The 13,004-nt window shown below is 60.5% G+C and carries 12 protein-coding genes; 7 read left to right on the top strand and 5 right to left on the bottom strand.

The genetic code is table 11. The annotated features are described in order from the left end of the window. Positions 1–139: 139 nt before the first annotated feature. On the top strand, positions 140–553 hold the full coding sequence (locus tag WH7805_RS09485) for an Hsp20/alpha crystallin family protein (RefSeq protein WP_006042852.1): 414 nt from the start codon (positions 140–142) through the stop codon (positions 551–553). A gap of 87 nt (positions 554–640) precedes the next feature. Here the strand turns inward: WH7805_RS09485 and WH7805_RS09480 are convergent, their stop codons facing one another. Beyond that, entirely contained in the window at positions 641–1,945 is a 1,305-nt protein-coding gene (locus tag WH7805_RS09480) for an NRAMP family divalent metal transporter (protein WP_006042851.1), read from the bottom strand. A 72-nt stretch (positions 1,946–2,017) separates the two neighbouring features. On the opposite strand from WH7805_RS09480, the gene WH7805_RS09475 reads away from it, so the two are divergent. The 6 genes from WH7805_RS09475 (at position 2,018) to WH7805_RS09455 (ending at position 7,846) form a co-directional block, all read left to right on the top strand. Further along, positions 2,018–3,772 carry a diflavin flavoprotein gene (locus tag WH7805_RS09475; RefSeq protein ID WP_006042850.1) on the top strand — a complete coding sequence of 585 codons (1,755 nt, stop codon included), beginning with the start codon at positions 2,018–2,020 and terminating at the stop codon, positions 3,770–3,772. Further along, positions 3,772–5,601 carry a diflavin flavoprotein gene (locus WH7805_RS09470; RefSeq protein WP_038004620.1) on the top strand — a complete coding sequence of 610 codons (1,830 nt, stop codon included), beginning with the start codon at positions 3,772–3,774 and terminating at the stop codon, positions 5,599–5,601. Before WH7805_RS09475 ends, WH7805_RS09470 begins: the two co-directional genes overlap by 1 nt. Before the next feature lie 74 nt (positions 5,602–5,675). Further along, complete coding sequence (locus WH7805_RS09465; protein ID WP_006042848.1) at positions 5,676–6,203, top strand: NAD(P)H-dependent oxidoreductase; 528 nt, start codon at positions 5,676–5,678, stop codon at positions 6,201–6,203. Between the two features lie 24 nt (positions 6,204–6,227). After that, positions 6,228–6,977 carry a pirin-like bicupin family protein gene (locus WH7805_RS09460; RefSeq protein ID WP_006042847.1) on the top strand — a complete coding sequence of 250 codons (750 nt, stop codon included), beginning with the start codon at positions 6,228–6,230 and terminating at the stop codon, positions 6,975–6,977. Positions 6,978–7,267: 290 nt separating this feature from the next. Then, complete coding sequence (locus WH7805_RS15105) at positions 7,268–7,402, top strand: hypothetical protein (RefSeq protein WP_255344564.1); 135 nt, start codon at positions 7,268–7,270, stop codon at positions 7,400–7,402. A gap of 237 nt (positions 7,403–7,639) precedes the next feature. Then, positions 7,640–7,846, top strand: a complete 207-nt coding sequence (locus WH7805_RS09455) for a hypothetical protein (RefSeq protein WP_006042844.1) — start codon at positions 7,640–7,642, stop codon at positions 7,844–7,846. 6 nt (positions 7,847–7,852) lie between these two features. On the opposite strand, the gene WH7805_RS09450 is transcribed toward WH7805_RS09455, so the two are convergent. The 4 genes from WH7805_RS09450 to WH7805_RS09435 form a co-directional block, all read right to left on the bottom strand. Further along, on the bottom strand, positions 7,853–8,113 hold the full coding sequence (locus WH7805_RS09450) for a hypothetical protein (RefSeq protein ID WP_006042843.1): 261 nt from the start codon (positions 8,111–8,113) through the stop codon (positions 7,853–7,855). Between the two features lie 97 nt (positions 8,114–8,210). Next, a complete protein-coding gene (gene gcvP, locus WH7805_RS09445) occupies positions 8,211–11,147 on the bottom strand; it encodes an aminomethyl-transferring glycine dehydrogenase (protein WP_006042842.1) in 2,937 nt (978 codons plus the stop codon). Between the two features lie 55 nt (positions 11,148–11,202). After that, entirely contained in the window at positions 11,203–11,592 is a 390-nt protein-coding gene (gcvH, locus tag WH7805_RS09440; protein ID WP_006042841.1) for a glycine cleavage system protein GcvH, read from the bottom strand. A 21-nt stretch (positions 11,593–11,613) separates the two neighbouring features. Beyond that, positions 11,614–12,933, bottom strand: a complete 1,320-nt coding sequence (locus WH7805_RS09435; RefSeq protein ID WP_083773584.1) for a methionine gamma-lyase family protein — start codon at positions 12,931–12,933, stop codon at positions 11,614–11,616. Positions 12,934–13,004 lie beyond the last annotated feature (71 nt).

Raw genomic sequence — 13,004 nt, 5'->3', positions numbered from 1 at the left:
AGTTGTGACGACCGAACTGGGTGGTTGAGACCGTACAAAAAAAGACGGTTCTCACCCTGATCAGATTGATCAACTACACGCAGATTGTCTGTGCGGGTGATTCAAACACCCACCACATACCGTTCCTGAGGAGTCACTCATGATCACCCTTCGTCAATCACCATTTGATCTTTTTGAACGGCTGGACCAGCAGCTGTCGCAGGCCGAGCGTGTTCCAGCAGCAGAGATCCACGAAACAGCCGATCACTACACCATTCGCCTTGAGCTGCCTGGAGTGAGCCGCGAATCGATCGACGTGAAGGCCACCGATCGCACGCTCAGCGTCAGTGCCGAACGCCGTCGTCCCGACAGCAACAATGCGTCTGAAGAGAGCCCAAGCGAGGACACCGCCCGGCTGAGCGAGTTCCGCTACGGCACCTGGAGCCGCAGCTTCCGCTTCAGCCAAGGGCTGAACCGGGATGCCGTTCAGGCCAGTTACCGGGATGGCGTGCTGGAGATCACCGCCGCCAAGGCCCAAAGCCACACCAGCGTGACGGTGGCAGTGGACGCTTGAAGTGGACGCCTGAAGTGGATGCCTGCGGTAGAGGCATGAGAACGAGAAATCCCAACCCCCATCGGCTGATGGGGGTTTTTTGGGGTCTCAGCGCGTCAGGGACCAACCGAGAAAGAGCAGGCTGAAACCGATCAGAAACACCAATCCAAACCAACTGAGGCCGCGCATCAACGGACCATCGCGGTGGTCTGGTGCCACAAGCTCAGAGTTCATGGTGTCCATAGCCATCCAGGCGAACACCGGAGCCGTGAGAAAGCTGCCCGTCATCGCCCCGAACACAAAATCCTTCACACCGATGCCACCGCTGTAGGCCCACAGCAGCGCCGCCAGAGCGGCCAGCAAATGCATCAGAATCCAGGTACCGATACGTCGACTCTGGGGGCCGGGAGCCGCATCGCCACGGTCCACACCCAGCAAGAGCCCCTGAATCGCTGAGATGCTGCGGGGATAGGCATCCAGGCAGGTGAGCGTGGTGCTGAACATGGCAGCGAAAGCGGCTGGAATGATGATCCAGGCCGCCCAGGAACCCATGGCCTCGGTGTACAGACGGATGAGGTTCTGAGCAAAAGCAACGCCACTGCCCTGGAAGAGGCCGTCGCCGCTTCCATACATGGTGTATGCACCCAGGATCACGAAAAAGACTGCCGTGAGCACCGTGATGCCGTAGCCGAGATTGAAATCCGCTTCTGCTTCCTGCAGCGAAGCGGTGTGCTGGCTGTCACGAGCCCGGGAAAACATCCAGAGCGAAGGCCACACGCACATCTCGACAGGTCCTGGCATCCAGCCCATCAGGGGTATCAGAAAACCGAGATCTGCCATCTGCCAGGGCGACGGATCGGCCGCTAACCAACTGGACGCCACATCCCCAGCAGGACCACGCAGTAACAGAGACAAGGCCGCCACTCCCGTGAGCAGGGTGAGCAGAGCCACCAGCAACTTGGAGAGCCGATCGAGAGCCCTGTACTTGCCCATGAACAGGATCAAACCGCTGGCGGCGAGCACGGCGATCGCCAAAGCAAAGGGATTGACCTGGGCCAGGACAGGCACATTGGTGAGCAACAGCCCGGCAACAAAACTCACCGCGGCGATCGTGAACGTACCGGTGAACAGACTCACCAGCAGATACACCGGCAGATAAGTCCTGTTGCGCTGCTGAAATCCCTCCAACAGCGACAGCCCGGTCGCGGCGGTGAACCGACTGCCCACCCTGAGGAAGGGGTACTTGATCAGGTTCGTGATCAGGATGAGACCGACCAGAGCAAAACCGAAGCGGGCTCCTGCCGTGGTGGACGACATCAGGTGGGATCCGCCGATGCAGGCCCCCGCAAGCAGGATCCCGGGACCGATGCTGCGCCGCAATCCCGAGATCGCGGCAGCGGCGCTAGAGGTCATGACAGCAAATCGCACTGCTTGCCATCTTCCAACCTGGAGTTCTTACAGTCGAGAACCGTCGTGTTTGCCGCCATGGCTGCCTCCACCCAGGCCGTCGCCGGACGTCTGAGCCTTCAGTGCCAGACCATCGCATCGGACTGCACAGCCATCCGTTCCCTCGACTGGGATCGCAGCCGCTTTGACATCGAGTTCGGTCTTCGCAACGGCACCACCTACAACGCCTTCCTGGTGCGTGGCGAGCGAACGGCGCTGATCGACACCAGTCACGCCAAATTCCGGGAGACCTGGCTTCCCCTGCTTCAGGAGCAAATCGACCCGCAGGCCATCGATCATCTGATCGTGAGCCATACGGAGCCTGACCACTCCGGTCTGATCGGTGATCTGCTTGATCTGAATCCCGAGATCGAAATTGTGGGATCGAAGGTGGCGCTTCAGTTCCTGAAAGATCAAGTGCACCGTCCGTTTCGCTCCCGTGCCGTAAAAAGTGGCGACAGCCTGGATCTCGGAACGAACCCAGAGAGCGGGGTGGAGCATCGCTTCGAGTTTCTCAGCGCTCCCAACCTGCATTGGCCCGACACGATCTTTTCCTTTGATCACGGCAGCGGCATCCTCTACACCTGTGACGCCTTCGGCTTGCATTACTGCTCGGAGGAGCTGTTCGACAGTGACCCCGGTGCGATTGCACCGGACTTTCGCTTCTACTACGAATGCCTGATGGGTCCCAACGCTCGCAGCGTGCTCCAAGCGATGAAACGCATGGATGGACTGCCGACGATCAACACCATCGCTGTGGGCCACGGACCGCTTCTGCGTCAGCACCTCAGTCACTGGCTCAATGACTACCGCGAGTGGAGCAGCCAGCGCAGCAAGGGCGACAGTTATGCGGCGGTCTGTTATGTGAGTCAATACGGTTTCAGCGACCGACTCAGTCAGGCGATCGCCCATGGCATCGGCAAAGCTGACGCCCAGGTTCAGCTCGTCGATCTGCGCGCGACCGATGCCCAGGAACTGACAGCTCTGGTTGGGGAAGCCAAAGCCGTGGTCGTTCCCACCTGGCCGGCAGAACCGGATGCCGAGCTGCAGAGCAGCATTGGCACCCTGCTGGCAGCCCTTCACAGCAAGCAGCTGGTGGGGGTGTACGACGCCTTCGGCGGCAACGATGAGCCGATCGATGCTGTGGCGGATCAGCTGAGGGCCCAGGGCCAGAAAACCGCCTTTGCCCCCCTGCGGATCCGTCAGCTCCCCTCAGGAGCGGATTACCAACGCTGCGAAGAAGCGGGGACCGATCTCGGGCAACTGCTCACACGGGAGAAAACCATCGCGGCCATGAAAAGTCTCGATGGTGATCTAGACAAAGCCTTGGGCCGTCTCAGCGGTGGGCTCTACGTGGTGACCGCCAGCCAGGGGGAGGGTGAAAGCCTGCGACGCAGCGCCATGGTGGCCAGCTGGGTGAGTCAGGCCAGCTTCTCGCCACCGGGGATCACCGTGGCGGTGGCCAAAGACCGGGCCATCGAAGCGCTCATGCAGGTCGGTGACCGCTTTGTGCTCAACATCCTGCGCGAAGACAATCACCAGCAACTAATGCGGCATTTCCTCAAGCGCTTCCCACCCGGAGCCGATCGGTTTGCAGGGGTGAATCTGCTTGAGCATGAGGCCCAAGGCGGACCGGTGCTCAGTGATGCACTGGCCTACTTGGGGTGCCGGGTTGAGCAGCGGCTCGAAGGTCCAGACCACTGGATCATTTACGCCGAGGTGGAGCAAGGCAATGTGGCCGATGCCGATGCCACCACAGCGGTGCATCACCGCAAAGTAGGAAATCACTACTGATGACCGCTTCCATATCTCCAGCAGCGGCCAGCGCGGAGCGACAGATGATCACACTGCCGATCGCAGAGGGTCTTACCTGTTTTCGCGGCCTAAGCCCCAAGCGCTCGCGGTTTGAACTGGAATACGCCCTGGAACGGGGAAGCACGGCCAACAGCTTCCTCTTTGCAGCGGGGCCGGACACCGCAGAAGTCACGCAACCCGCCGTTCTCGTGCACCCACCGGGAGCGGCTTACGCGTCCGTCTTTCTGCCGGTACTTCAGCAGACTCTGCCAGATCCAGCGTCCAAGCTGGTGGTGGTGGTGGGTCATGTGAATCCCAACCGCGTAGCTCTGCTCAGGGATCTGGTCTCGGCTTATTCCGGCCTGGAACTGGTGGCCTCCAATGCAGGAGCAAAGCTGCTGCGGGAGTTGTGGAGCCTGCGCCGCCCACAGGCCCCCGGTGATGAGAGCCCCCAGCCACCGCTGCCGGATCTACCGGAGATCAAGGTGATCCGTCAGGAGCAGACGCTCCCCGTGAGCCACGGTCATCAGCTGCATGTGCTTCCAACCCCGACCCCTCGCTGGCCCGGTGGACTGCTGGCCTTTGAGGAGACCCTCGGATTGCTGATGAGCGACAAGCTCTTCAGTGCCCACATCTGTACATCGGAATGGGCCGAGTTGAACCGCAGCGAGACCGAAGAGGAACGCCGTCATTTCTACGACTGCCTGATGGCGCCGATGGCCAGCCAGGTGGATGCCCTGGTAGAGCGCCTTGAGGAACTGGACATCCGCACCGTGGCCCCAGGCCATGGACCGGCGATCGACACCAGCTGGCGGAGTCTGTTCAACGACTACCGGCGCTGGGGTGAAAGCCAACAGCAGGCCTCGCTCTCGGTCGCTCTTCTCTTTGCCAGCGCCTATGGCAACACCGCAGCCATCGCCGATGCCCTCGCCCAGGGCGTCAGCCGAACAGGGGTACGCGTTACAAGCCTGAACTGCGAATTCACCCCAGCGGATGAACTGGTGCGCACGATTCAGACGGCCGATGGCTTGCTGATCGGCTCCCCCACGCTGGGAGGTCACGCCCCCACGCCGATCGTCTCGGCCCTCGGCACCCTGCTGGCTGAAGGAGACCGCAGCAAGCCCGTTGGTGTGTTCGGCAGCTTCGGCTGGAGCGGCGAAGCAATCGACCTCCTGGAAACCAAGCTCAAGGACGGTGGATTTCGTTTCGCCTTCGAGCCAATTCGGATCAAATTCAGTCCTGACGCGGCCACCGTGCGCACCCTTGAAGAAACCGGAACGCGCTTCGGCCGTTCCCTGCGCCAGGAACAGCGCAAACAACAGCGGCGCGGTGGTGGTGGTCTGCGTGAGAGTCGCAGTGACCCGGCAGTGCTGGCCCTCGGACGCGTGGTGGGCTCCCTTTGCGTGCTGACGACGCGCAAGGGCTCCCTCAGTGGCGCCATGGTGGCGAGCTGGGTGAGTCAGGCCAGCTTTGCGCCTCCGGGAATCACCGTGGCGGTCGCCAAAGATCGGGCTGTGGAGGCCTTGCTTCACAAAGGTGATCGCTTTGCCCTCAACGTGCTGGCGGAAGGTCGGGAGAGTGGGCCGATGAAGCAGTTCCTCCAACCCTTCGAACCCGGGGCCGACCGGTTTAATGGATTGGACCTGCAGTCGAGTCCCTCCGAGCAACCACTGCTACCTGAGGCCCTGGCCTGGATGGAAGGCGAGGTGAAGCAACGGATGGAATGCGGCGATCACTGGCTTGTGTATGCGGAAGTTCTCCATGGGGGCCTGTTTGACAGTGAAGCCAACACAGCCGTGCACCATCGCCGTAGTGGCGCCAACTACTGAGCCTGGCTGGATGACATCGGGCAGGCCTTGGCAAAACCCGACAAAATGCAGTGTTTTCAACGGATCATCCGGTCATGAGCACCGCCAGCAACCCAGACGTTCTGGTGATCGCCGCCAGCAATGGCGAGAACCTCAAGCTGGCGCAGCGTTTTGTCGACGAAGCCAAAGCGCAAGGCAAGTCCGCTGACCTGCTGGACCTCACCACCCTGGATCTGCCGCTGTTCACCCCACGGGTGAAGGAAGCAGGCATCCCCGATGGTGTGCGTCCCCTGCATGAGCAACTGATGGGAGCCCCGCGCTGGGTGATCTGCGCCCCCGAATACAACGGGTCCATTCCCCCGGTACTCACCAGCGCCATTGCCTGGCTGTCGGTGCAGGGGGACGATTTCCGTTCCCTGTTCAACGGTCGTCCCGTGGCCATGGCTAGCTTTTCCGGAGGCCCTGGCATCGAACTGCTGATGGTGCTGCGCACCCAGCTCACCCATCTCGGTGCCCAGGTTGTAGGCCGCACCCTGGCAGGCAACCAGAACCGTCCTCCCCAGGACAGCTCCCTGCAGGATCTGCTGAACCGGCTGATGCAGATGGCACCACTGAGCCTCTGAGCGATCGATTCCTTCATTCCCCCCATGCGTGAACCGGTTTCACCTCCAGCCGATCGCATCCCCGATGTGCTGCTGCGCCGCGCCGAAGAACGCTTCCACAGCCACCACGACTGGCTCGAGTCCTGGCACAGCTTCTCCTTCGCAGGCCACTACTCCCCTGACTGGATGGGCTTTGGCCCCCTGCGAGTGATCAACGACGACACGATTGCTGCAGGTCGGGGCTTCGGCATGCACCCGCATCGCGATATGGAAATCATCACGGTGATGATCCAGGGCCAGTTGAACCATCGGGATTCGATGGGCAACAGCGGCGTGATCAACGCAGGCGATGTTCAGCGCATGAGTGCCGGCACCGGCATCGTTCACTCCGAGATGAATGAAGGTCACGAGGCCTGCCGACTGCTGCAGATCTGGATCGAGCCCAGCGCAGAAGGACTCTCACCGGCCTACGAACAGCGAACATTCAGCATCGGATCCAGCACCTGGACACCCCTGCTGGCCCCGAACGACCCTTCGGTGATGGCGATCGAACGACCAGTGAGCGTTTGGCGCGCTCAGCCCAGTGCTGATCAGGAACTGCAGTGGCCTGCCCAATCCATCGAACGCGGTTGGATCCAGATGATTGAGGGCGAGATTGAGCTGACGCGACCATCGGCAGCAAGCATCCGCTTGCACAAAGGCGACGGTCTGGGATTCAAGGGATCATCGTCCGATCTCAAGATCCTGCAAAGCCACAGCGAAAACAGCGATGTGCTGCTGTTCGCACTGCAGTGATGGCAATGAGAGGGGTTGATCTCTCCTCAGATCGCGGTGCTGGTGTCGCGCTCCATGGCATCGATGCAAGTTCAACTGCAGCTGTTCTTTGTTGTTACCGGGTCACTTCTTGGTTTTCAACAGTTTGCGCCCCTCAGCAAGGGTTCTTTTCGTTGATCATGCTTCGATGTGCCGCTCTGATGATCGTTGTTTCGCAATACCTCTGGTATCAATCATCACGATCATTAAGCACAATCAGCATGGGCCGGTGAACAGCACCAGGACCACTGATCGGACTGCTGGGAGCGGCCGTGATCATCCTCGGCATGACGATCACCATGTTCAAACCAACCTGCCCTGAGTCGAGCAGCCATGATGAAGAACTTGAAAAGAAAGTAACTCTGGCGGATTCACACCACCCCATTGGCGGATCAGCATGCCCCTGACCAAGACACCAGGTGTAGGGCCTTCATCGACACAGTGCCTTTGAGATTCCAGGCAGAAGGAAGCACATTGATTACCGGTACTTAATCAAAAAACCTGCAATCAACTGCCTCGAGAGCAACACAACGCCGATGCGATAAACAAATCGAAACCCGATCCCGAAGAGAATCAGTAATTCGCACACACCCCACATGTTGTGCCCTGAAATGGCAGCGTCACCACACGCTATCCCCTCGAGAATGGGATTCCAAGAAGAGCATCAATACGCGGTTCGTTACCGCGGGTTCGTTCTGCTGCAACAACGCAACCACAGCTGGCTGGTCCGACCAGAACGCAGCCCGATGAAACTGCTCCCATTCCGCACACCCACCTGCTCGCTGGAGGATGTCAAGGCACTGGTGGATTGGAGGCTTCAGCAGGAAAGGAGCCTGCTTTCAATTGCCTGAAGTCGCTCAGGCGGCCTGAGGAGGCGGTGTCGGTGAACCCTGGGGCTGGAAAGGGATCACTAAAGTGGCCCAACGTTCTGGGCGCTGAGGACGCTGACGACGGGCTTGGCGCACGCCAAACGGAACGCGCAACACATTGGTGCCTTCAATAGGCAGTGTGTGACCTCGACCAAACGCTGCCTCGAGGCATTCAGGAATTTCAGGAAGCTGGAGACCATCCCCATCCTGGGTGGATGACGATGACCCGTTGGGTGTGTCGCTGATCATGAATCCCCTTAAATGCGACGCGATGCTGTGCAGTGTGGTGATCAAACCATTTGCACAAACAAAAATCGAACGTTTAATTTTCGATTTCAGTGAAAATTTATCGCACTGGGAGCGATTCAGCCAGCTCGGCCACGCTCGGGCAGGTGCAGATCAGGTTGCGATCTCCAAAAGCATTGTCAATGCGGGCTACGGCCGGCCAGAACTTGTTCTGTTGCTGGCCAGGCAAGGGGAAAGCTGCCTCTTGACGCGAGTAGGGCCTCTCCCAGTGGTCGTCTGTCACGGCTGCCAGGGTGTGGGGTGAGCGTTTCAGGGGATTGTTGTCACGATCGCTCTCTCCGCTCTCAATGCGGGACACCTCCTCCCGGATGGCAATCATGGCGTCACAGAAACGATCGAGTTCTTCCAGGCTTTCGCTCTCTGTGGGCTCCACCATCACGGTGCCGGCCACAGGCCAACTCACGGTGGGGGCATGAAAGCCGTAATCCATCAGACGCTTGGCGAGATCATCCACCTCCAGCCCTGCGCTGCGTTTGAGTCCGCGCAGGTCAAGAATGCATTCATGGGCCACCAGACCTCCTTCACCCCGAAACAGCACGGGATAGTGCGCATGCAAGCGATGGGCCAGGTAGTTAGCCGACAACAGAGCCACCGCCGTAGCGGTGCGCAACCCTTCAGCACCCATCATGCGCAGATACATCCAGCTGATCGGCAGGATTCCAGCACTGCCCCAGGCCGCCGCTGACACTGATGAAATCGGCTGATTGCCTCCGCACGGCATCAGCGGATGGCCCGGCAGAAAAGGCTGGAGATGAGCAGCAACCCCGATCGGACCCACCCCGGGGCCACCTCCACCGTGGGGAATGCAGAAAGTTTTGTGCAGATTCAGATGGCAGACATCGGCGCCGAAGGCACCGGGGCGGCACAACCCCACCTGGGCATTGAGGTTGGCGCCATCGAGATACACCTGGCCGCCATGCTCATGAACCAGAGAGCAGATCTCTCGAATCCGGGTTTCGAACACACCATGGGTTGAGGGATAGGTCACCATCAGTGCAGCCAGCACATCAGCGTGCTCCCTGGCTTTGGATCGCAGGTCCCCCACATCCACATTGCCTTCCTCATCACAGGCCACGGCCACCACACGCAGTCCAGCCATCACCGCACTGGCGGGATTGGTGCCATGGGCGCTGGTGGGAATGAGGCACACATCCCGCTGGGCCTCCCCGCGGGAACGATGCCAGGCCCGGATCACCAACAGACCGGCATACTCCCCCTGGGATCCGGCATTGGGCTGCAGTGAAACTCCGGCGAAGCCCGTCAGAGCGGCAAGCCAACGCTCCAGATCACGGATCAACGCCTGGAACCCCTCCTGTTGCGCCACGGGAGCAAAGGGGTGGACCGCAGCGAACTCACGCCAACTCACAGGGGCTAGTTCGGCCGCCGCGTTGAGCTTCATCGTGCAGCTCCCCAACGGGATCATGCCGTGCACTAACGACAGATCCTTGCTGACGAGGCGCTGGATGTAGCGCATCAATTCGGTTTCGCTGCGATAGCGATGGAACACGCTCTGCTGAAGCCAGGGACGCTGACGCAAAGGCACCCCAGCCATCACCTCCGCTGGAGACGATGGCTGCGAAGACACAGGTGGAACCGTCTGAACAACCTCTGCGCAGATGGAGAGCAAGCTCTGAATCTCGGCCTCATCACTGAGCTCATCAAGGCTGATGCCAAAACCATGGGCTTCGTCCGCCGGCACACCGTCGGGCAGCACTCTCAGGTTGTAACCCTCGCGAGCAGCCAGACGATGGACGAGTGGAGCCTGGGGGCAATGCACGTCGACACTGTCGAAGCGAACGCCACCTGGCACAGGGAAACCGAGCGCAGCCAACCCCAGCTCCAGACGAGAGCGCAACATCACAATCCGGTTGGCGATGGTCTCAAGACCCTCGGGGCCGTGATGGATGGCGTAGAAGGACGCCATCACGGCGAGCAGAACCTGAGCGGTGCAGATGTTGCTAGTGGCTTTGTCCCGGCGGATGTGCTGCTCACGGGTTTGCAAGGCCAGCCGTAGGGCAGGACGCCCCTCGGCATCGCGGGACTGACCCACCAGCCGGCCAGGCACCTGACGGCGGTAAGCATCTCGGGTGGCGAAGAACGCTGCGTGGGGTCCGCCCCCACCCATCGGAACCCCAAAGCGCTGGGCACTACCCACTGCAATGTCCGCACCGAGTGCGCCCACGGGCTCTAAGAGCACCTGCGCGAGTGGATCCACCGAAACGGTGACCAGCGCACCATGGGTGTGGGCACGTTCTATGCAGGCACGAGGATCCCAAAGCCGCCCGCAACGTCCGGGAAGTTGGAGCAAGACCCCAAAAACGTCATCCCCCCAGCGGAAGGCCTCCGGTTCAGCAACGTCCAGCTGCACTCCGATGGGCTCGCAGCGGGTGCGCAGAACCGCCAAGGTTTGCGGCAAAACAGCAGCATCAACCAGAAAGCGGTTTGCCCCCTCGCGTTTGCATACGCCAAAGCTCATCGACATGGCCTCAGCGGCGGCCGTGGCCTCATCGAGCAGAGACGCATTGGCGATCGGCAGTCCCGTCAGCTCGCTGATGAGAGTCTGAAAATTCAGCAGCGCCTCCAGGCGCCCTTGGGCGATCTCCGCCTGGTAAGGGGTGTAAGCGGTGTACCAGGATGGATTTTCTAGAACTTGGCGCTGAATCAGAGCCGGTGTGACCGTCTCGAAATAACCAAGGCCGATCAGGGAACGGCTCAGCTGATTGCAACTGGCAATCGTTCGCAATTCAGCCAAGGCAGGAGCTTCATCGACTCCCTCGGGGAGATCCGCACAAGGCGGCTCTGGATCGAGGATGTCACCTGGAACAACCGCTTGGATGAAGGCGTCGAGATCTGCAAATCCAAGGGCTTGCAACATCTGGTCCACAGCCTGGGGCTCAGGTCCGATGTGGCGACGGACGAAGGGAGAAATTGGTTGAACAGTCTTCGAGGCCGCCGTCCGCTGATCGAGCAGGGTCATGGGGCCTCAGCAATGAATCGACTGTAAGAAACATCCAATCCAAGTGCCCTGAGTGTCAGATTGCTGCCACTTTGGCCGCATAGGTCGCCGCATCCATCAGCTGATCCATCTGGGCCGGGTCACTGGGTTGGATGACCAGCAGCCAACCCTCGCCATGAGGGTCATTTTGGAGTTCTTCCGGATTCGCCAACAAGGCATCGTTCCGCTTCAGCACAGCCCCATTGAGTGGTGCATAGATCTCCTCAACGGCCTTGACCGACTCCACGGTTCCAAAGCTGCTGCCACGGTTGAGTTCAGCCCCGACCTCCGGCAGATCCACAAAAACAATGTCCCCGAGCTGGTCAACGGCATAGGCACTGAGCCCGATCCGGACGACGTCGGCGTCCTGCCAGGCGTATTCGTGGCTGTCGGCGTAACGGTACGAATCGGGGAAGTCGAAGGCCATCGGGCCGGCATTTGGCAATGTTCACCCAGTGTGGGCCAGATCCAGCCGTCCTGCTGCAGCCAGTGCCGTCAGTGCATCGATCACAGCGAGCTCCACGTGGGCGCGATGTGTCCCGCCCTGCACGTAAAGATTGAAGGGTTCCCGCAATGGGGCATCAGCGGAAAATTCACTGGTGCTGCCATCGATGAACGTGCCTCCTGCCATCACCAGATCACTGGCATACCCGGGCATCGCCGCCGGCACCGGGTCGAGATAGGAGCCCACCGGTGAACAGGCCTGAAAGGCACGGCACACCACCTTCAACGCCTCAGCATCACCCAACTGCACGGCTTGGATCAGATCACTGCGCAACGCCCCGGCCGCTGGCTGCACGCGAAAGCCAAGATCCGCGAACACTCCAGCCACCAGATCGGCTCCGATCAGAGATTCCGCAACCATTTGCGGAGCCAGAAAAAGCCCCTGGAGCAGCAACCGATGCAGATCGAAGCCCGTTCCGCCTTCCCGGCCGATACCAGGAGCTGTGAGGCGACAACAGGCCTGCTCCACCAGATCACTGCGGCCGGCGACATAACCACCGGCAGGGGCGATCGTGCCTCCGAGGTTCTTGATTAGAGAACCGGCCACCAGATCGGCTCCCACGGCAGGCGGTTCCTGCTCTTCCACAAGCTCGCCATAGCAGTTGTCGACAAAGCAGATGCAGTCGGGCTGCAATCGGTGGATCCGCTCACAGAGCCTGCCAATCGTCTGCACGCTGAGAGAAGGGCGCCAGCTGTACCCACAACTGCGCTGAATCAACACCAATTGGCAGGGCTGATCAAGTACCTGCTCCACTCCCTGCTCATCCACCGACCCGTCCGGACGCAGGAGAAGCTCCTCGTAGGCAACGCCGAAGTCCTTCAAGGATCCCTGCCCCTCACCCCGCAGACCGATCACTTCTTCCAGGGTGTCGTAAGGGCGTCCGGTGATCGACACCATGCGATCCCCTGGACGGAGCACTCCGAATAACGCTGCAGCAATGGCATGGGTGCCGCTGACGAATTGCAGTCGCACCGCTGCGGCTTCTGCGCCCAACACCCGGGCGAACACCCGGTCGATCACCTCCCGCCCCTGATCGCCATGGCCGTAACCGCTCACCGAGGCGAAGTGCTGCGGACCCACCCGTTCCGCCGCAAAAGCGTCCAGAACCCGTCGCAACCGAGGAGCGACAGCGGCTGTTCGCATTCGGGCGACAGGTTCCAAGCGCTCGCGAACGGCTTCAACCCTTGCTCGCGCCAAAGCCAGAGCCTGGCTGGGTTCCAAGGGCGTTTGGGAGGGACGTGTCCCCGACCGTTCTGAACCCATTGCCATCGGTAACCCGCGAAGAACCTGCTGTGTTCTTTTACATTCACATCTCCAACCGTCTGTTTTCGCTC

Source organism: Synechococcus sp. WH 7805, assembly GCF_000153285.1.
Classification (GTDB): Bacteria; Cyanobacteriota; Cyanobacteriia; order PCC-6307; family Cyanobiaceae; genus Synechococcus_C.
The sequence above is the reverse complement of the archived record's forward strand: the minus strand, read 5'-3'. Positions and strand labels throughout refer to the sequence as shown.